The sequence below is a fragment of the Streptomyces sp. genome (assembly GCF_035644915.1).
In the GTDB taxonomy this organism is placed as follows: Bacteria; Actinomycetota; Actinomycetes; order Streptomycetales; family Streptomycetaceae; genus Streptomyces.
In genome coordinates, this window is sequence record NZ_DASQNP010000206.1 from 21,978 (window position 1) to 42,031 (window position 20,054).

14 protein-coding genes and 1 tRNA gene are annotated in these 20,054 nt (G+C 74.1%); 10 read left to right on the forward strand and 5 right to left on the reverse strand.

Features of this window, described 5'->3' with window-relative positions; translation table 11 throughout:
- Positions 1-201 precede the first annotated feature (201 nt).
- Complete coding sequence (locus VE546_RS22880; protein WP_324925356.1) at positions 202-435, forward strand: hypothetical protein; 234 nt, start codon at positions 202-204, stop codon at positions 433-435.
- Here VE546_RS22880 and VE546_RS22885 read toward each other — a convergent pair.
- Entirely contained in the window at positions 404-1,813 is a 1,410-nt protein-coding gene (locus VE546_RS22885; protein WP_324925358.1) for a glycosyltransferase 87 family protein, read from the reverse strand. The two genes, VE546_RS22880 and VE546_RS22885, sit on opposite strands and share 32 nt — an antisense overlap.
- A gap of 183 nt (positions 1,814-1,996) precedes the next feature.
- Between VE546_RS22885 and VE546_RS22890 the strand changes: the two genes are divergently transcribed.
- The 6 genes from VE546_RS22890 (at position 1,997) to VE546_RS22915 (ending at position 11,123) form a co-directional block, all read left to right on the forward strand.
- Positions 1,997-2,069: transfer RNA gene (locus tag VE546_RS22890), tRNA-Ala, on the forward strand.
- 296 nt (positions 2,070-2,365) lie between these two features.
- On the forward strand, positions 2,366-5,248 hold the full coding sequence (gene leuS / locus VE546_RS22895; protein WP_324925360.1) for a leucine--tRNA ligase: 2,883 nt from the start codon (positions 2,366-2,368) through the stop codon (positions 5,246-5,248).
- 229 nt (positions 5,249-5,477) lie between these two features.
- A complete protein-coding gene (locus VE546_RS22900) occupies positions 5,478-6,161 on the forward strand; it encodes a hypothetical protein (protein WP_324925362.1) in 684 nt (227 codons plus the stop codon).
- A gap of 156 nt (positions 6,162-6,317) precedes the next feature.
- Complete coding sequence (locus VE546_RS22905) at positions 6,318-7,163, forward strand: DegV family protein (protein WP_324925364.1); 846 nt, start codon at positions 6,318-6,320, stop codon at positions 7,161-7,163.
- 787 nt (positions 7,164-7,950) lie between these two features.
- Positions 7,951-8,571, forward strand: coding sequence for a ComEA family DNA-binding protein (locus VE546_RS22910; RefSeq protein WP_324925365.1), 621 nt, complete (start codon positions 7,951-7,953; stop codon positions 8,569-8,571).
- A 32-nt stretch (positions 8,572-8,603) separates the two neighbouring features.
- Positions 8,604-11,123 (forward strand): ComEC/Rec2 family competence protein, encoded by a 2,520-nt coding sequence (locus tag VE546_RS22915; protein ID WP_324925367.1) that lies wholly within the window; start codon positions 8,604-8,606, stop codon positions 11,121-11,123.
- A 346-nt stretch (positions 11,124-11,469) separates the two neighbouring features.
- On the opposite strand, the gene VE546_RS22920 is transcribed toward VE546_RS22915, so the two are convergent.
- Positions 11,470-11,721: a hypothetical protein gene (locus tag VE546_RS22920; protein ID WP_324925369.1), complete on the reverse strand. Its 252-nt coding sequence runs from the start codon at positions 11,719-11,721 to the stop codon at positions 11,470-11,472.
- Between the two features lie 75 nt (positions 11,722-11,796).
- Between VE546_RS22920 and holA the strand changes: the two genes are divergently transcribed.
- Entirely contained in the window at positions 11,797-12,789 is a 993-nt protein-coding gene (gene holA, locus VE546_RS22925) for a DNA polymerase III subunit delta (protein WP_324925370.1), read from the forward strand.
- Between the two features lie 53 nt (positions 12,790-12,842).
- Here the strand turns inward: holA and sigJ are convergent, their stop codons facing one another.
- Both sigJ and rpsT read right to left on the reverse strand, forming a co-directional pair.
- Positions 12,843-13,721 (reverse strand): RNA polymerase sigma factor SigJ, encoded by an 879-nt coding sequence (gene sigJ, locus VE546_RS22930; protein WP_324925372.1) that lies wholly within the window; start codon positions 13,719-13,721, stop codon positions 12,843-12,845.
- A gap of 646 nt (positions 13,722-14,367) precedes the next feature.
- Positions 14,368-14,634, reverse strand: coding sequence for a 30S ribosomal protein S20 (gene rpsT, locus VE546_RS22935; protein ID WP_324925374.1), 267 nt, complete (start codon positions 14,632-14,634; stop codon positions 14,368-14,370).
- Positions 14,635-14,856: 222 nt separating this feature from the next.
- On the opposite strand from rpsT, the gene lepA reads away from it, so the two are divergent.
- Positions 14,857-16,734 carry a translation elongation factor 4 gene (gene lepA / locus VE546_RS22940; protein WP_324925376.1) on the forward strand — a complete coding sequence of 626 codons (1,878 nt, stop codon included), beginning with the start codon at positions 14,857-14,859 and terminating at the stop codon, positions 16,732-16,734.
- 380 nt (positions 16,735-17,114) lie between these two features.
- The gene (locus VE546_RS22945) at positions 17,115-19,004 is read left to right on the forward strand and encodes an AMP-dependent synthetase/ligase (RefSeq protein WP_324925378.1); all 1,890 of its coding nucleotides are present in this window, start codon (positions 17,115-17,117) and stop codon (positions 19,002-19,004) included.
- 111 nt (positions 19,005-19,115) lie between these two features.
- Here VE546_RS22945 and VE546_RS22950 read toward each other — a convergent pair whose 3' ends face one another.
- Complete coding sequence (locus VE546_RS22950) at positions 19,116-19,985, reverse strand: SAM-dependent methyltransferase (protein WP_324925380.1); 870 nt, start codon at positions 19,983-19,985, stop codon at positions 19,116-19,118.
- Positions 19,986-20,054 lie beyond the last annotated feature (69 nt).

The window sequence follows — 20,054 nt, forward strand, 5'->3', positions numbered from 1 at the left end:
CGCTGGACAAGGCGGCAGCCCCACCGGCCGGTGGGGGAGGGGCCGAGGAAAGGACTCTGCAATGCCGAGGGGTTCCACGACTCCACGGTTTTCGGTCCGTGGATCGGGAGAAGTCGCCGGACCGTTCGGACACACGGGAGACGGCGGAGGGGCTTTCCACACGCGCACGTCGGCGGCCACGGCGGGAGTTGACTGACGGGCATGGGTGCACACAGCAGGAAGTGCGACTGGTGCGGCAGCGGCACCCCGATCGTCCGCGACATGGAGCCGGTCAACACGGCCTACCAGTACTGGTGCGTCGAGTGCGCGCGGGCGCTGATCATCAAGGGCGACCCGATCGAGATCTACCGTGAGCTGGAGGGCGAGCCGATCTACGGCCGGCTGCTCGACGAGCACTGCACCCTCAAACGCTTCTACTCGTTCGTGGCGGCCTGACCGACCGGTGCTCCTCCCCGGCGGTCCCGGCCGCGGCGACGACCCGGGCTGACTGCCGCGGGGCGGCGGACGGACGCGGTGCGGGCCGGCGCAGCGCCCGCACCGACAGCACCGCCGTGAGCAGCAGGACGGCCGTGCCCGCCGCCGGATAGACCGCCGACAGCGCCATCTCCACACCGCTCTGCCGCAGTTCGAACCGCCCCGACGGGCCGTGCGGCACCCACCACAGGGCGTACGAGCAGAACAGCAGCGCCGCCAGGCCCGTTGCCGACCACCACAGGGCGCTGCCCCGGCGCAGCGCCTCCGCGCCGAGCAGCAGCACGGTCGGCACGCACCACACCCAGTGGTGCGACCAGGAGACGGGGCTGACCAGCAGCGCGGTCGAGGCGCAGGCGACGGTGGCCCAGGCGGGCGCGGAGGGCAGCCGGCGCGGACCGGCGAGCGCGGCGGCCACCGCGGTGGCGAGCCCCGCCGCGGCCACCGCGACCGCGAGCAGCAGCCAGCCGGAGCCGGGGTCGGCGGTGTGCAGCAGCCGGGCCAGGACGCCGCGCAGCGACTGGTTGGCGGTGTCCTCCACCCGGCCCGCCCGCTCGGCCGCGAAGATCGTCCCGGTCCAGAAGCGCCGGGAGTCGTGCGGCAGCACCAGGGCCGCCAGCAGGACCGTCCCGGTGAACGCCCCGGTGGCCACGGCCGCCCGGCGCAGCCAGTGGTTCCAGGCGCCGTCGAGCCGGCCGGTGGTCCGCAGCCGCTGCCAGGCCCGCACCAGGCCGCACAGGGCCAGGAACACCGCGAACAGCGCGGGGGTCAGCTTGATCCCGGCCGCGATCCCGATGCCCACCCCGGCCCAGCGGTGGTCGCAGCGCCGGGAGAGGTCCCACAGGACCAGCGCGGCGAGCAGCAGGTTGATCTGCCCGTACCGCAGCGTCGTCCACACCGGCTCGCACCAGACGGCGACCGCCGCCAGCGCCAGGGCGGCGGCCGGGCGCGGGACGCGCAGCGGGCGTCCGACGAGCCGCAGGGACAGGTGGATCAGGACGACCAGCAGGGCGAGGTTCACGGCGGTGGCCAGCATCCGCATCTCCGGCACGCCGACCAGGGTGAGCGGGATGAACAGCAGCGCGGCGAACGGCGGGTAGGTCATCGGCAGTTCGGCGTGCGTGGCGCGCATCGCGTACAGGTCGCCGCCGGTGCGGGCCGTCCAGCCCTCGGTCCGGTAGACCATCAGGTCGATCATGGAGACGTCGGCCGCGCGCTGCGCCGTCAGGAAGGCGGCGAAGGACAGCAGGCAGAACGCGGCGGCGATCCACGTGGGCCGCCTCGGCAGATACGCCCTCGCCAGCGGGATCCGGCGGTCGGCGATCGGCTGCAGCGTGCTCACGGGCGGCTCCGGGCTTCGGGTGACGGGGACGGCGTCCGGACGGGAACGGGCCCGGGACGGACGCGCTGACCGACAGTACCCGCACCGCCGTGACCTACCCGTTATGGGATTTGGCGAAGGACGGTGGGAGCCGTGTACAGTAGGCGTCGCCGCCGCGGGAAACCGCAGAGGCAAACCACACTCGGGGCTATAGCTCAGTTGGTAGAGCGCTTGCATGGCATGCAAGAGGTCAGGAGTTCAATTCTCCTTAGCTCCACGGTGAAGGAAGCGGGTCGCCCGTACGGGCGACCCGCTTCCGCGCGTTCCGGGCCCGTCCGGCCGGCGGACGGATGGCGGGGGCGAGGGGGCCTTGCGGTACCCTGGCGCCATGCGTGCCGTACGCCTTCTGCTTAGCGGGCCGCGCTGAGTGACCGCCGACCCTCCGGTTCGACTCCGGTGGGGCCGGAATCAGCGCGGCGTCCCCTCCTGTGCGAGGGGTCTTTTGTTTTCCGGGCCGTGGTGTTCCCACAGGGTTCCCGCAGGCAGATGACGACCGATGGAGCTTAGAGGACGATGAGCGAGACCACCGCCGCCGCGGAGACCGCGGCCCCCCATCGCTACACGGCCGCGCTGGCCGCCGAGATCGAGGCGCGCTGGCAGGACTTCTGGGACGAGCACGGCACGTACGAGGCCCCCAACCCCAAGGGCGACCTGGCCGGGGATCCGGAGCAGGTGGCCCGGCCCGAGCGGTTCATCATGGACATGTTCCCGTACCCCTCGGGCGCGGGCCTGCACGTCGGACACCCGCTGGGCTACATCGCCACGGACGTCACCGCGCGCTACCTGCGCATGACCGGCCACAACGTCCTGCACACCCTGGGCTTCGACGCCTTCGGCCTGCCCGCCGAGCAGTACGCCGTGCAGACCGGCACCCACCCGCGCGTGTCGACCGAGGCCAACATCGAGAACATGAAGGCCCAGCTCCGGCGGCTGGGCCTGGGCCACGACCAGCGCCGGTCCTTCGCCACGATCGATCCGGACTACTACCGCTGGACCCAGTGGATCTTCCTGCAGATCTTCAACTCCTGGTACGACGAGGAGGCGCGCAGGGCCCGGCCGATCTCCGAGCTGGTCGAGCAGTTCGAGAGCGGGGCGCGCCCCACGCCGGACGGGCGGCCGTGGAGCGAGCTGAGCGAGGTCGAGCGGGCCGACGTGCTGGGTGAGTACCGCCTGGCGTACGCCTCGGACGCGCCGGTCAACTGGTGCCCCGGCCTGGGCACCGTCCTGGCCAACGAGGAGGTCACCGCCGAGGGCCGCTCCGAGCGCGGCAACTTCCCCGTCTTCAAGGCCAAGCTGCGCCAGTGGAACATGCGCATCACCGCGTACGCCGAGCGGCTGCTGGAGGACCTGGACACGCTGGACTGGCCCGAGGCCATCAAGCTGCAGCAGCGCAACTGGATCGGACGCAGCGAGGGCGCCCGCATCGAGTTCCCCGTCGCGGGGGAGGACGGCGAGGCCGGCGAGGACCGGATCACCGTCTTCACCACCCGCCAGGACACCCTGTTCGGCGCCACGTACATGGTGCTGGCGCCCGAACACGACCTGGTGGACAGGATCGTCCCCGGAGCCTGGCCCGAGGGCACCCGCGAGGCGTGGACCGGCGGCCACCCCACCCCGGCCGAGGCGGTCTCGGAGTACCGCAAGCAGGCGGCGGCCAAGTCGGACGTCGAGCGGCAGGCCGAGGCGAAGGAGAAGACCGGCGTCTTCACCGGCGCGTACGCGATCAACCCGGCCAGCGGCGAGCGGATCCCCGTGTTCATCGCCGACTACGTGCTGATGGGCTACGGCACCGGCGCGATCATGGCCGTCCCCGCGCACGACACCCGTGACTTCGCCTTCGCGCGCGCCTTCGAGCTGCCGATGCGCTGCGTGGTCGAGCCGACCGACGGCCGCGGCACCGACCCGGCGGCCTGGGACGACGCCTTCGCCTCGTACGACGCGCGCATCGTCAACTCCGCCGGCGAGGACGTGACGCTGGACGGCCTGAGCGTGACCGAGGCCAAGACCCGGATCACCGAGTGGCTGGCCGACCGCGGCATCGGCGAGGGCACCGTCAACTACCGGCTGCGCGACTGGCTGTTCAGCCGCCAGCGCTACTGGGGCGAGCCCTTCCCGATCGTCTACGACGAGAACGGCGTCGCCCACGCGCTGCCGGAGTCGATGCTGCCGCTGGAGCTGCCCGAGGTCGAGGACTACTCCCCGCGCACCTTCGACCCCGACGACGCCGACACCGAGCCGGAGACCCCGCTGTCGCGGAACGAGGAGTGGGTCAACGTCACCCTGGACCTGGGCGACGGCCCCAAGCGGTACCGCCGCGAGACCAACACCATGCCCAACTGGGCGGGTTCGTGCTGGTACGAGCTGCGCTACCTGGACCCGCGCAACGGCGAGAAGCTGGTCGACCCGGAGATCGAGCGGTACTGGATGGGACCGCGCGAGGGGAAGCCGACCGGCGGCGTGGACCTGTACGTCGGCGGCGCCGAGCACGCCGTGCTGCACCTGCTGTACGCCCGCTTCTGGTCCAAGGTGCTGTACGACCTGGGGCACATCTCCTCGTCCGAGCCGTTCCACAAGCTGTTCAACCAGGGGATGATCCAGGCGTACGTCTACCGCGACAGCCGCGGCATCGCCGTCCCCGCCGCCGAGGTCGAGGAGCGCGACGGCGCGTACTGGTACCGGGGCGAGAAGGTCAGCCGGGCGCTGGGCAAGATGGGCAAGTCCCTGAAGAACGCCGTCACCCCGGACGAGATCTGCGCGGAGTACGGCGCGGACACGCTGCGGCTGTACGAGATGGCGATGGGTCCGCTGGACGTCTCGCGGCCGTGGGACACCCGTGCGGTCGTCGGCCAGTACCGGCTGCTGCAGCGGCTGTGGCGCAACGTCGTCGACGAGACGACGGGCGAGGTCACGGTCGTGGACGCCGAGCCGGACGAGGAGACCCTGCGCGCGCTGCACAAGGCCATCGACGGCGTGCGGCAGGACATGGAGGGCCTGCGCTTCAACACCGCCATCGCCAAGATCACCGAGCTGAACAACCACGTCACCCGGCTGCGCGAGGTGCCGCGCTCGGTGGCCGAGCGCCTGGTGCTGCTGATCGCGCCGCTGGCCCCGCACATCGCCGAGGAGCTGTGGCACCGGCTGGGCCACGACACCAGCGTGGTGTACGAGGACTTCCCCGTCGCCGACCCGCGGTACGTGGTGGACGAGACGGTGACCTGCGTCGTCCAGGTCAGGGGCAAGGTCAAGGCCCGCCTGGAGGTCTCGCCGGGCATCTCGGAGGCGGACCTGGAGGCCCGGGCGCTGGCCGAGCCGGCGATCGTGAACGCGCTGGGCGGCGCGGACGTCCGCAAGGTCATCGTCCGGGCGCCGAAGCTGGTGAACATCGTCCCGGCCTGAGCGGACGCCCGTGAGGCCCCGCAAGGCCTCGCAGGGCCCCGGACGGGTGGCCGGACGGGCCGTGCGGCGGGCACGCGGCGGGCCGTCACGGTGTGTGGCGGGCCGTGACGGAACGGGCGTCCCCTAGGGACACGGGTGGGGGCGGTCCGGGGTCTGAGGAACTCCGGACCGCCCCCCTCCCGTTTACCCTGGGGAGAACACGACGGCCCCGACGGACGAGGGAGCGACTGTGGAGTTCGTCATCGGCCTGCTGGCCCTGCTCTTCGTGCTCTTCGTGACCCTCGGTGCGATCGCCGCGGTGAAGACCGCGCGGGCGGTCAAGCGCGGTGTGGAGCGGGCCGGTGACCAAGTGCGCCGCGGCGTGGAGGAGACCGCGCTGCGGGCCCGCAGCGCCCAGCCCGGCCCCGTCGGGGAACTGGCCCGGGTGCGGCTGGAACTGCGGGCGTCCATCGACGGCACGCGCCGCGCCCTGGAGGCCGGGGTCCAGCGCGATCCCTCGCTGAGCGAGGCCGTCGGCCTGTTCGACCGGCTCCAGGAGCACGCCCGCCAACTCGACGGCGAACTGCGGTTGTTGATGGAGCGCGAGCCGGACCGGGACCGGGTCGCCGCCCGGCTGCCCGAGGCGCGCGAGCGGGCCGACCGCATCAGGGCCTCCGCGGACTCGCTGCGCTTCGCCGCCCAGGACCGGGCCCGGCGGCACGGCGAGGACGAACTGGCGGCGCTGAGCGAACAGATCGAGCTGGAGGCGGGTGCGCTGCGGCACTGGATCGCCCCGGAGGCCGGGACCCCCGGCATCGAGGGGCGGCGCACCGGGTCCGGGGGCGCGCAGCAGGGAGCGAAGGACCTCGGCAAGAACTTCGGTCCGGGCATCGGTCCGGACCTCGGCAAGGGCCGCCCGCAGAGCGCGTCGTGAACCGCCGCACCGCATACCGCCCCGCCGCACACCCCGTCACGCACTCCGTCGCGTACCGCCGGGTGCCGCACCGCCGGGGCCGGGGCCGTCGCGCCGTGGACCACGCCGACCGGCTGACGTCGCCTTCGCCGGGAAGGGCCCGGTAATCTCCGCCCCATGTCCCGCCATGTCGCGATCGTCACTGATTCCACGGCCTACCTGCCGCCGGCGGCGCTGCAACGGCACCGCATCACCTCGGTGCCGCTGACCGTGGTCCTGGGCGACCGGGCACTGGAGGAGGGCACCGAGATCTCCGCCCGGTCGCTGGCCGAGGCGCTCAGGAAACGGCGGTCCGTGACCACCTCCCGCCCCGGCCCGCAGGTCTTCGCCGACACCTACCGCGCCATCGCCGGGACGGGTGTGGAGGGCATCGTCTCCCTCCACCTGTCGGCCGAGTTCTCCGGCACCTACGACGCGGCCGTGCTCGCCGCCCGGGAGGCGCCCGTACCGGTACGGGTGGTGGACACCGGCATGGTGGCGATGGCGCTGGGCTTCTGCGCCCTGGCCGCGGCCGAGACCGCGGCGGCGGGCGGCACGCTGGACGAGACGGTCGCCGCCGCGCAGAAGCGCGCCGAGGGGACCTCCGCCCACTTCTACGTGGACACCCTGGACTACCTGCGGCGCGGCGGCCGCATCGGCGCGGCCCAGGCGCTGCTGGGATCGGCGCTGGCGGTCAAGCCCCTGCTGGAGCTGGCGGACGGCCGCATCGGCCTGCTGGAGAAGGTCCGCACCGCCTCCCGGGCCATCGCCCGCCTGGAGGAGATCGCGGTGGAGCGGGCGGGCAGCGCCGCCGTGGACATCGCCGTGCACCACCTGTCGGCGGCGGACCGCGCCGAACAACTCGCCGAGCGGCTGCGCGCCCGTGTGCCGGGACTCGGAGAACTGCACGTCAGCGAGGTGGGCGCGGTCATCGGGGCGCACACGGGACCGGGGCTGCTGGCCGTGGTGGTATCACCCCGATAGGTGACGGAGTTGTCCACAACCGCCGGGTAGTCCACGGAAAAGGGCCGTGATCGGCCGAGGAGCCCCGCCCGGCCTACCGTCGACCGTCATGAACAGCCGCATGAGCACCCGGTCGCGTCTTCGGGCCCGTCCTCGGTCACGTTCCCTGCCGGCATCCGGGCCACGGCTCCGGCCGCGGCCCGATCCGGCCCGTCCCCGGGCATCCGGTCCCGGCCGCCACCGCGGCCCGGGAGGCCCGGGCCGCCGGGCGCGCCGCAGGGCCGCCGCCGCGGCACCCCTGCGGGAGCGCGCGAGCGCGTTGCTCACGGACGGGGCACCTGTGGACGGGGCACCCGCGGACGGGGCGGCGCCGCGCGGGCCGGCGGGGCCGGTCCCTGTCCCTGTTCCCGCTCCCGTTCCCGGGGCCGCTCCCGCGCCTTCCCCTGCTTCTGTGTTTCCTTCCTCCACCTCTGTGTCCTCCGTCGCTCCTGCTCCTGCTCCCGCATCCGTTCCCGGAGACCGGGCGCCGCTGTCGCGGGCGGACGCCGTGGCCGCCGCCCGCGAGGCGGTGCGGGAGGCGCGCGCCCGGCGCCTGGCGGGGGAGCGTCCACCGCACGGAGCGCCGGTGCGCGGACCGGTGCGCGGGGTGAGCGGAGCGCCGGAGCGGCCCGCGCCGGAGCCCGGGGCCGGGGCGGATGACGGGCCCGGGCCGGAAGCGGGAGTGTCCCGGCGCGCACGGCTGTCGGAGGCCGTACGGGACCGGCTTCCGCCGTGGGTGCGGACGCGGTGCGGTGTGGAGCCGCGCGCGTTGGCCGCGCTCCTCCTGGTGCTGGCCGTGGCGCTCGGCTTCGCCGCGTACCACTTCTGGACCGGTCGTCCGCAGACGGTGCAGGCGCCGCCGGTGGAGTCGGCGGCCCGGTCGCGGGCGGCCCTGTCGTCCGCCCCGCCGGCCGCGGGACCGTCCGTGCCGTCCTCCGCGTCGGCGCCCGGCGGGAGGTCCCTGCTGGTGGACGTGACGGGCGAGGTCCGCAGGCCGGGGGTCCACCGGCTGCCGGACGGCGCCCGCGTCGCCGACGCGCTGCGGGCCGCGGGCGGCGTCCGGCCGGGCACGGACCTCGACGGCCTCAACCGCGCCCGGCTGGTGACCGACGGCGAACAGATCGTCGTCGGAGGGCACCCCGCGGCGGCTGCCGCACCCGCCGCACCCGGCACCGCGGCGGGCGGCGGCCCGCCGGCCGGCCCGGTCAGCCTCAACTCCGCCACGGTCGACCAACTCGACGCCCTCCCCGGCATCGGCCCCGTCCTGGCCCAGCACATCGTCGACTACCGCACCCGACAGGGCGGGTTCTCCTCCGTCGAGCAATTGCGCGAGGTCAACGGCATCGGCGAGCGGCGCTTCGCCGAACTGCAGCCGCTGGTCGTGCCGTGACCGGCCGGGGCTCCCGGGGAGGCACCGCCCGGGTGGCCGTCCGGGCGGCGGTGCACGCCGCGGCCGGACACCGTCTGGGGGCGGCCGATCCGCGGCAGGAGGGCCCCGCGGACCTCCGGCTGGTCCCGCCCGCGCTGGCCGCGTGGGGCGCGGCGGCCCTGGCGCTGGGCGTACCGGGCCGTACGGCCGTCGTGGGCGTGGCCGTGTGCTGCCTGACGGCGGTGGTGCTGATCCTCCTCGCCCGGGGCCGGGGCGGCGGACGCACGGCCGTCGCCATGACGCTGGTGTGCGCCGCCGCGGGCGGCGGGGTGGCCGCGGCGCACGCCGCCGACCTGCACCGCGGCCCGCTGCCGGAGCTGGCCCGGCGGTACGCCCAGGTCACCGCCGAGGTGACCGTCACGGCCGATCCGCGCATGGTCCGGCCCCGCATCCACGGGTCCGAGCAGTTACCGGGGGCGGTGGCGCTGCGGGCTAAGGCCGTACGCGTCACCGCCGCGGACGGCACGGTGAGCGCCACCCGGTCGCCGGTGCTCCTCCTGGTGCGGCCGCGCGGCATGGACGCGGCGGGGAACGGCGGGAACGACGGACGGGCCGGGCGGGAGGCCCGGCCACCGACGGCGTGGCTCGAACTGCTGCCCACCACCCGGCTGCGGGTGCGGGCCCGGGTCGTTCCGGCGCAGGACGGGCCGGGCGGCCGCGACGTCGCCGCCGTGCTGCGGGTGCGCGACGGGGGGCCGCCCACGGTGACCGGCGCGCCGACCACGGCCCAGCGCACCGCCGGGGAGCTGCGCTCGGGGTTGCGGAGGGCCAGTGACGGGCTGCGCCCCGACGCGCGGGCGCTGCTGCCCGGACTGGTGGTCGGTGACACCTCGCGCATCCCGGCCGACCTCGACGCGGCCTTCCGCGCGGCGGACATGCTCCACCTGCTGGCGGTGAGCGGGGCGAACCTGGCGATCCTGCTGGTGCTGCTCATCGGACCGCCGGGCACGGCCTCCCGCGCCGAACGCCGCGGAGCCGCGCCCCGGTTGGGGATGTCGCTGCGCACCACCGCGGTCACCGGCGCGCTGCTGACCCTCGCCTTCGTGGTGGTCTGCCGTCCGGAGCCCAGCGTGCTGCGGGCGGCGGCCTGCGGGCTGATCACCATCGCGGCGATCGGCACCGGGCGGCGGCGGTCCCTGCTGCCCGCGCTGGCCGCCGCCGTACTGCTGCTCGTGCTGTACGACCCCTGGCTGGCGCGCGACTTCGGCTTCCTGCTCTCGGTGCTGGCCACCGGCTCCCTGCTCACCGTCGCCCCCCGCTGGAGCGCGGCCCTGCGCCGCCGGCGGGTGCCGGGACGGCTCGCCGAGGCCCTGGCCGCGGCCGCCGCGGCACAGGCGGTGTGCGCGCCCGTGGTCGCGGTCCTGGCCGCCCACGTCAGCCTGGTGGCGGTCCCGTGCAACCTGCTGGCCGAGTTCCTGGTGGCGCCCGCCACCGTGCTCGGCTTCGCCGCCCTGGCGGCGGCGCCGCTCGCCCCGCCCCTGGCCGAGGCGCTGGCGTGGCTGGCCGGCTGGCCCGCCGGCGGCATCGCCGCCATCGCCCGCGCGGGCGCGGCCCTGCCCGGCGCGGAGATCGACTGGCCCGGCACCTGGACCGGCGCCCTGGCGCTGGCCGTGCTCACCGCGGTGGTGGTCCTGTGCGCCCGGCGGCTGTTGCGGCACCCCTGGCTCTGCGCCGCCTGCGCCGTGTTGCTGGTGCTGGCGGTCCTGCGGCCCGTCCCGCTGGTCCGCCCGTTCACCGGCTGGCCGCCGCCGGGCTGGCGGCTGGCGGTCTGCGACGTGGGTCAGGGGGACGCGCTGGCACTGGCGGCCGGAGAGGGCAGGGCCGTCGTCATCGACACCGGTCCCGAGCCGGAGGCGGTGGACCGCTGTCTGCGCGCCCTCGGCGTCACCGCCGTCCCGCTGCTGGTGCTCACCCACTTCCACGCCGACCACGTGGCCGGGCTGGCCGGAGTCCTGCGCGGCCGGGGCGTCGGGGCGATCCAGACCACCACCCTGGCCGAGCCGTCCGGACAGGCGGCGGCCGTACGGCGTGCCGCGGCCCGGGCGGGCGTGCCGGTGGTCCCGGCGGGGCCGGGGGAGCGGCGCCGGGTGGGCGATCTGTCCTGGGAGGTGCTGTGGCCCCACGCACCTCCGCCGCCCGGGCCGCCCTCCCCGTCGGGGGAGGAGGCGAACGACGCCAGCGTCACCCTGCTCGCCCGCGCCGGCGGCCTGACGGTCTTCCTCCCCGGCGACCTCGAACCCCCGGCCCAGCGGCGGCTGCTGGACACCTACCCCGGCCTGCCGCCGGTGGACGTCCTCAAGGTCGCCCACCACGGCTCGGCCTACCAGGATCCGGTGCTGCTGGAGCGGTTGCGTCCCCGCGTCGCCCTCATCTCATCCGGGGACAACCCCTACGGACACCCCTCGCCGCGCACCGTCGAGGCCCTGCGCGCCACCGGTGCGACTGTCCTGCGCACCGACCTCCACGGCTCGCTGGCGGTCACCCCGGACGGCACGGTGGTCGGTTCGGAGTAAACGGTCGCCCGGCCGGCGAGGGGCGGCCGGCGGCCCCGTCGCCGGGGCCGCTCCCGTCTCCGTGCCCGTCTCCGCGCCGTCTCCGTGGTGCTGCTCCGTGGCGGTCCCCGCTTCCCGTCCCCCGCCCGCCGGAACCGGCTGGTGCGGCGGACAGGAAGGAGGCCAGGCGCATCCCGTCACCACATCCGGCGAGCACCGGGGGCCGAGTGAACCTCCCGCGTGGCCGGCCGAGCGCGGCACGCCGACGCGGGAGCGGGTCCTGGGCGGACGGCGACGCGTCCGGCGACTCCCGAGCCGGGGAGTCCGGTCGCCGCCGCGGCGTGCCGGCCCGTTCGGGGCGTGCTCCCTACTCTGTCTCCAGCCAGCCGTCGTACTCCGCGGCGAGTGCGTCCAGCACGGCCGGGTCGTACGCGCCCTCCGGGTCGTCGACCACGACCAGCCACTGGGCGTCCTCCGCGTCGTCCTCGCCCGCCAGCGCCTCGCGGATCGGCCGCGGTTCCTCCGGCAGGTCGAGGCGTTCGGCGACCTCCTCGGCCACCTCCTCGGCGGCGTCACGGTCGGGGAGCACCAGGATGTGTCGTATGCGTACGTCGGTCACCGGGCCATTCTGCGACAGGCCCCGGGCCGGTCCGGGACCGGCCGGTGTCGGCGACTCGTGGGATGCTGTTCCACGATGGCAGGTAGAACCAGGAAGTCCCCGACCGACGATCCGCTCGCCCCCGTCACGCTCGCGGTGGGCCAGGAGGAGCTGCTGCTCGACCGCGCGGTGCGCCAGGTGATCGACGCCGCCCGGGCCGCCGACGCGGACACCGACGTGCGCGAGCTGGGCCCCGACGCGCTGCGGCCCGGCACGCTCGCCGAGTTGACCAGCCCGTCCCTGTTCGCCGAGCGGAAGGTCGTGGTCGTCCGGGACGCGCAGGACCTGTCCGCGGACACGGTCAAGGACGTCAAGGAGTACCTGAAGGCCCCGGCCGAGGAGATCACCCTGGTACTGGTGCACGCGGGCGGGGCCAAGGGCAAGGGGCTGCTGGACGCCGCCCGCAAGGCGGGCGCCCGCGAGGTGGCCTGCCCGAAGATGACCAAGCCCGCCGACCGGCAGGCGTTCGTCCGGGGCGAGTTCCGCGCCGCGGGACGCTCCGCCACCCCCGAGGCGTGCCAGGCCCTGGTCGAGATCCTCGGCAGCGACCTGCGGGAGTTGGCGAGTGCCTGCTCGCAGCTCATGGCCGACGTCGAGGGCACCATCGACGAGGCCGTCGTCGCCCGCTACTACAGCGGCCGCGCCGAGGCCTCCAGCTTCACCATCGCCGACCGGGCCGTGGAGGGCCGGCTGCCCGAGGCGCTGGAGGCGCTGCGCTGGTCCCTGTCCACGGGGGTCGCCCCGGTGCTGGTCACCAGTGCCCTGGCGCAGGGGGTGCGGGGCATCGGCAAACTCATGTCGGCCCCGCGCGGCATGCGCCCCGGCGACCTGGCCCGTGAACTCGGCATGCCGCCGTGGAAGATCGACCGGGTCCGCCAGCAGATGCGCGGCTGGTCGGCGGACGGGGTGGCGGCGGCGCTGCGTGCGGTGGCGGAGGCCGACGCGGCGGTCAAGGGCGGTGGCGACGACCCGGAGTACGCCCTGGAGAAGGCGGTCATGGCCGTGGCCCGCGCGGCCCGCTCCCGCTGAGGGGCCGCCCGGGGCCCCGGCCCCCGCCGGGCGGTCCGCCCGGCGGGAGGCCGTCACTCGCCGGGCACCTCCAGGTCGAGGCGGCGGAGGCGTTCGGGATCGGTGAGGATGTCGATCGCGGCGATCCTCCCGCGCGTGACCGTGAACGCCATGACCGAGAACGGCCGTCCCCCGGAGGCGGAGACGACCCCCGCGACCCCGTTGACCAGCGCCGGCCGCGCGATCTGGGCGATTCCGGCGAAGGCGAGCGCCTGGCGGGCCACGGCCGCCGCGCCGCGCACCGCCCCTCCGGCGTGCGGGGCGCCCCTGTCGGAGCGCACCACGACGTCCGGATCGAGGACCGCGAGCAGCGCCTCCAGGTCGCCGCCGCGCGCGGCGGCGAGGAAGGCGTCGACGACCTCGCGCTGGCGGACGAGGTCGGTGTCGGGCGCCGGGGCCTCCTGGCGCACGCGGCGCCGGGCGCGGCTGGCGAGCTGCCGGGCCGCGGCCGGCGTGCGTCCGACGATGGGGGCGACCTCGTCGAAGGGCACGGCGAACAGGTCGTGCAGGACGAAGGCGAGCCGCTCGGCGGGGGACAGCGTTTCGAGCACCACGAGCAGCGCGAGACCGACCGAGTCGGCCAGCAGCGCCTCGTGTTCGGGGCCGGTGCCGTCCACGCCGCTGACGACGGGGTCGGGCATGCGCACGCCCATCGGCTCCTCGCGCCGCGCGGTGCGCGAACGCAGCATGTCCAGGCACACCCGGCCGACCACCGTCGTCAGCCAGCCGCCCAGGTTCTCGATGCCGTCCGGCTCGGCGCGGCCGAGCCGGAGCCAGGCCTCCTGGACGGCGTCGTCCGCCTCGCCCAGCGACCCGAGCATCCGGTAGGCCACCGCCCGCAGGTGGGCGCGGTGGGCCTCGAAGCGCCGCGCCAGGAACTCGTCCTCGTCCACCGGGGATTCCGTCCTGCGGCCGGTGTTCCGTCCGTGCCGCGCGGCGTCCGGGGTCACTTCCGCTCCCGGGGCCGCCGGCCGGCCACCTGCCGGATGACGACGTCGAGGCGGCCGGAGAGGCCGGTCGTGCCGGTCATCGGGACGACCGCCGCCCACGCCCGCCTCCCCGGCGCCGCGCACGCCTCCCTCCACGCCGGCGTCGCCCTCCACGCCGGCGCCGGCGGCCTCCCCGGCCTCGGGAGCGATCACGGCCGGGTTCTCCCTGCCTGCCTGCACCGGTGTTCTCCTCGGGTGGGTTCCTGCGTGCCGTCGCGAGGCGCGTCGGCGCGGATGTCCTCCGCCATCTCACTGACGGAGCGGGACGCGGGAGTGTGACCGGCGGGCGCGGAAGATCTCCCGGGCCCGGAAGCGGCACCCGGGAACGGCGTCCGCGGACGGGGCCCGTGAAACGCGTACTGCCCGCCGTGGGGGATCACGGCGGGCAGTCGTTCAGGCTCTTCGGCCCGGGTGCTTCTCGGTGCGCCGCACCCGCGTGGCGAACGCAGGCCGCGTGCGGCGCCGTGGTGCCGGTACGGAGCGGTGAGAGGGTCCGCTGTGGTCCGCTTCGGCACCGGGGCGGGTCGCCGCCAGGACGACCCGAGGGGGATCAGCCCTTGAGAGCGGCGACCTTCTGAGCGAGCGCCGACTTCTTGTTGGCGGCCTGGTTCTTGTGGATGACGCCCTTGCTGACGGCCTTGTCGAGCTTCTTGCTCGCCAGGCGCGCGGCCTCGGCGGCCTTCTCCACGTCACCGGCGGCGATCGCCTCGCGGGTGCGGCGGATCGCGGTCTTCAGCTCGGACTTGACCGCCTTGTTGCGCAGGCGGGCCTTCTCGTTGGTCTTGATCCGCTTGATCTGGGACTTGATGTTCGCCACGAAAGAGCCTTCTCAGGTGTGATGAGGTGTGTTCGGGTGCCTCCATGAGCCCCGGCCCCCTTCCGCTTTCCTTCGCGTCAGGGCATGCGCGTGAGGGCATGAGACACAGTCGGTCAGGTTACCAGCAGGCCCGATGGCCTCCCAAACCGGACCAGGAGCGCCACTCATGGGACGATGGGGGGTGACGTATCGAACCCGAGCCATGACCTGACAGGACCCTGCGTGCCCGCGACCCCTTCGAACGTGCCGGAGCCGAGCCGTACCGACCCGGCGCTGATCCGCAACTTCTGCATCATCGCGCACATCGACCACGGCAAGTCGACCCTCGCCGACCGGATGCTCCAGCTCACCGGCGTCGTCGAGCAGCGCCAGATGCGCGCGCAGTACCTCGACCGCATGGACATCGAGCGCGAGCGCGGCATCACGATCAAGTCCCAGGCGGTGCGCCTCCCGTGGGCGCCCACCGAGGGCGAGGCCAAGGGGACGACCCACATCCTCAACATGATCGACACCCCGGGTCACGTCGACTTCACCTACGAGGTCTCGCGCTCCCTCGCCGCCTGTGAGGGGTGCATCCTCCTGGTCGACGCCGCCCAGGGCATCGAGGCCCAGACCCTCGCCAACCTCTACCTGGCGATGGAGCACGACCTCACGATCATCCCGGTCCTCAACAAGATCGACCTGCCGGCCGCCCAGCCGGAGAAGTTCGCCTCCGAACTGGCCCACCTCATCGGCTGCGACCCCTCGGAGGTCCTGAAGGTCTCCGCCAAGACCGGCGAGGGCGTCGAGGCGCTGCTGAACGAGGTCGTACGGCAGGTTCCGGCCCCGGTCGGAGAGGCCGACGCCCCCGCCCGCGCGATGATCTTCGACTCGGTCTACGACCCGTACCGCGGCGTGGTGACGTACGTGAAGGTCGTCGACGGCAAGCTCTCCAAGCGCGAGCGCATCAAGATGATGTCCACCGGCGCCGCCCACGAGCTGCTGGAGATCGGCACCAACAGCCCGGAGATGCTGCCCTCCGACGGCCTGGGCGTCGGCGAGGTCGGCTACCTGATCACCGGGGTGAAGGACGTCCGCCAGTCCAAGGTCGGCGACACCATCACCCAGTTCACCAAGGGCGCCACCGAGCCGCTGGGCGGCTACAAGGACCCCAAGCCCATGGTGTTCTCCGGGCTGTACCCGCTGGACGGCTCGGACTACCCCGAGCTGCGCGACGCCCTGGACAAGCTCCAGCTCAACGACGCCGCGCTGGTCTACGAGCCGGAGACCTCCGCCGCCCTGGGCTTCGGCTTCCGCGTCGGCTTCCTCGGCCTGCTGCACCTGGAGGTGATCCGCGAGCGCCTGGAGCGCGAGTTCGGGCTCGACCTGATCGCCACCGCGCCCAACGTGGTCTACCGCGTGGAGATGGAGGACGGCAGCGAGCACGTCGTCACCAACCCCAGCGAGTACCCGACCGGCAAGGTGGCCCGGGTGTACGAGCCGGTGGTGCGCGCCACCGTCCTGACCCCCAACGAGTTCGTCGGCGCGGTCATGGAGCTGTGCCAGTCCCGGCGCGGCAACCTCCAGGGCATGGACTACCTGTCCGAGGACCGCGTCGAGCTGCGCTACACCCTGCCGCTCGCGGAGATCGTCTTCGACTTCTTCGACGCCCTGAAGTCCAAGACCCGCGGCTACGCCTCGCTGGACTACGAGCCCACCGGCGAGCAGAGCGCCGACCTGGTCAAGGTCGACATCCTGCTGCACGGCGACAAGGTGGACGCCTTCTCCGCCATCGTCCACAAGGACAAGGCGTACAGCTACGGCGTCCGGATGGCCTCCAAGCTGCGCGAGCTGATCCCGCGGCAGCAGTTCGAGGTGCCCATCCAGGCCGCCATCGGCTCGCGCGTCATCGCCCGCGAGACCGTGCGGGCCATCCGCAAGGACGTGCTCGCCAAGTGCTACGGCGGTGACATCTCCCGCAAGCGGAAGCTGCTGGAGAAGCAGAAGGAGGGCAAGAAGCGCATGAAGATGGTGGGCCGGGTGGAGGTCCCCCAGGAGGCGTTCATCGCCGCGCTGTCCTCCGACTCCGACGGCGGCGGCGAAGCCAAGGGCAAGAAGTGAGACGGGGCCGGCCGGGAGCGGGGATGTCCGCCCCCGCTCCCGGCCGGCGGTCGGCGCGCCCGTCGCGCCGGTGAGGGCGCCCACCGACCGGTGGGCGCCCTCACCCTTGTGCCCCGGAGGGCGGGAGACCGGGCGGACCGCTGGGTACGCCGGGTATGTATCGCAGTGGTCACGGCTTCGAGGAGGCGACGCGCAAGCCCTTTCACGGCCGGGGCTTCCGGCCTAGTCTGACCCCCGCCTGATTGTTACCCGCGAGTCACCCAGCACGCACAGACCGGTACACACGAAACGGACCCGAACACCCCCTCACCCCCACTGCTCCCGGTACACCGACGTCCTGGAGCCATCCCTGCACCGTCGCGGGCCCCGGAGGAGATGTTGTGAGCGACCCCCAGACCCTGTTCGAGAACCGTCCGCCCTCGGTGGCGAACCTCTTCCTGGAGCGCGTCGAGGCCACGCCGGACGGCGAGGCGTACCGCTATCCCGTGCCCCCCGCCTCCGGCCGGGGGCCCGACGAGTGGCGCTCCTACACCTGGGGCGAGGCGGCGCGGCGGGTCTTCTCGATCGCCGCGGGGCTGATGGACCTGGGGGTACGGCCCGAGGAGCGGGTCGCCATCGCCTCCGGCACCCGGGTCGACTGGATCCTGTGCGACCTCGGCGTCCTGTGCGCCGGAGCGGCCACCACCACCGTCTACCCCAGCACCAACGCCGAGGAGACCGCCTACATCCTGGGCGACTCCGGCAGCCGGGTGCTGATCGCCGAGGACGCCGCACAGCTCGCCAAGGCGCGCGAGCGCCGCGCCGACCTGCCGGACCTCGCCCACGTGGTCGTCATCGAGTCCGCCGACGCGGTGGCCGCCGAGGACGAGCCGGAGGGCTGGGTGCTCTCGCTGGACGAGCTGGTGCGGCGCGGCGAGGCGTACCTCCAGCGGCATCCCGAGGCCGTCAAGGAGGCCGTCGCCTCCCTGCGCTCCGACCAGCTCGCCACGCTGATCTACACCTCCGGCACCACCGGCCGGCCCAAGGGCGTCCGACTGCCGCATGACGCCTGGTCGTACATGGCCAAGGCCATCGCCGCGACCGGGCTGGTCCGGACCGACGACGTGCAGTACCTGTGGCTGCCGCTGGCGCACGTCTTCGGCAAGGTGCTCACCGCGGGCCAGATCGAGGTCGGCCACGTCAGCGCCGTGGACGGCCGGGTCGACAAGATCATCGAGAACTTGCCGGTCGTGAAGCCCACCTACATGGCCGCCGTGCCCCGGATCTTCGAGAAGGTCTACAACGGGGTCGCAGCCAAGGCGCGGGCGGGTGGCGCCGCCAAGTACCGGATCTTCAAGTGGGCGGCCGAGGTGGCCCGCGAGTACGCCAGGACCACCCAGGACAACTTCCGCCGCACCGGCACCGCCTCCGCGCCCGCCGGGCTGAGGGTCAAGCACGCGATCGCCGACAAGCTCGTCTACGCCAAGCTGCGCGAGGCCTTCGGCGGCAGGCTGCGCGCCTGCGTCTCCGGCTCGGCGGCGCTCGCCCCGGACATCGGCTACTTCTTCTCCGGCGCGGGCGTCCACATCCTGGAGGGCTACGGCCTCACCGAGTCCAGCGCCGCCAGCTTCGTCAACCCCGGCGAGGCCTACCGCACCGGCACGGTCGGCAAGCCGCTGCCGGGCACCGAGGTGCGGATCGCCGACGACGGCGAGGTCCTGCTGCGCGGCCCCGGCATCATGCAGGGCTACCACGGGCTGCCGGAGAAGACCGCGGAGGTGCTGGAGCCCGACGGCTGGCTGCACACCGGCGACATCGGCGAGCTGTCCGACGACGGCTACCTGCGGATCACCGACCGCAAGAAGGACCTGATCAAGACCTCCGGCGGCAAGTACGTCGCCCCGGCGGAGGTGGAGGGCCAGTTCAAGGCCGTCTGCCCCTACGTCTCCAACGTCCTGGTGCACGGCGCCGCCCGCAACTACTGCACCGCGCTCGTCGCGCTCGACGAGGCGGCCATCATGGGCTGGGCCGAGGAGCACGGACTCGGCGGGAGGAGCTACGCGGAGGTCGTCGCCTCCGACGAGGTGCGCGAGCTGATCGACGGCTACGTCCAGCGGCTCAACGCCGGCCTCCAGCGCTGGCAGACGATCAAGAAGTTCCGCATCCTGCCGCGCGACCTGGACGTCGAGCACGGCGACCTCACCCCGAGCCTGAAGCTCAAGCGGCCCGTGGTGGAGAAGGAGTTCGGCCACCTCATCGAGGAGATGTACGCGGGCACCCGCGAGGAGTGAGGCGGAGGCCCGGCGGAGGCGGAGGGGGCGGGTGCCGGCGCCTGCCCCCTCTGCTTCTGCTTCTGCTTTTGCCTCCGCTTCCGCTTCCGCCGGAGCCGGGCCCGCCGGGCCTCAGGGCTTGCGCCCCACGCCGCAGAAGGCGTCCACTTCCTCTTCCTCTCCGGCTTCTCCGGCTTCTCCGGCTTCCCCGGTCTCCCTCCCGGTCCCGCCGGGCGGAGCGGGGTCGGGCCGCCACCGGTTGCACGCCACCACGCCGGGCTCCACCAGCTCCAGACCGTCGAAGAAGGCGGCGATCCGCTCGGGGCTGCGCAGGACGAGCGGGGCGTTGCCGGAGGCGTTCCACACCTCCGCGATCCTGTCCGACCGCTCGCCGTGGATGACGTTGGTGCCGTCGTACAGCACCAGGTGGCTGCCGGAGGGCAGGGCGTCCATCAGCCGGCGCACGATGCCGTACGCCTCCTCGTCGTCGGTGATGAACTCCATGATCCCCATCAGCAGCAGGGCGACGGGCCGGTCGAGGTCCAGGGTCCCGGCGGCGCCCCGCAGGATCGCCTCGGGCTCGCGCAGGTCGGCGTGGACGTAGGCGGTGGCGCCCTCGGGGGTGGAGGTGAGCAGGGCGCGGGCGTGCGCCAGGACCAGGGGGTCGTGGTCGACGTAGACGATGCGCGACTCGGGGGCCAGCCGCTGGGCGATCTCGTGGGTGTTGTCCACGGTGGGCAGCCCGGTGCCGACGTCCAGGAACTGCCGGATGCCCGCCTCGGCCACCAGGTACCGCACGGCGCGGCCGAGGAGGGCGCGGGAGGCGCGGGCCAGGCGGGGCACGTCCGGGAGGATCGCCGTGATCCGGTCGCCCACCTCGCGGTCGACCTCGTAGTTGTCCTTCCCGCCCAGCCAGTAGTTCCAGATCCGGGCCACGTGCGACACCGTGGTGTCGATCGCGGGCGGTTCCTGCCGCCCGGGAGGGGGCGGTGCGTCACTCACGGAAGGCCTCCTGCGGCGCGTCGGGCCGGCGGTCCGGCGGTCGTGGCCACCGTAGTCCAACCGCCCCGC

Bases quoted from the DNA above. Each gene is read 5' to 3' on its own strand.
- VE546_RS22880 (WP_324925356.1), top strand. From the start codon at position 202: ATGGGTGCACACAGCAGGAAGTGCGACTGGTGCGGCAGCGGCACCCCG.
- leuS (WP_324925360.1), top strand. From the start codon at position 2,366: ATGAGCGAGACCACCGCCGCCGCGGAGACCGCGGCCCCCCATCGCTAC.
- VE546_RS22905 (WP_324925364.1), top strand. From the start codon at position 6,318: ATGTCCCGCCATGTCGCGATCGTCACTGATTCCACGGCCTACCTGCCG.
- holA (WP_324925370.1), top strand. From the start codon at position 11,797: ATGGCAGGTAGAACCAGGAAGTCCCCGACCGACGATCCGCTCGCCCCC.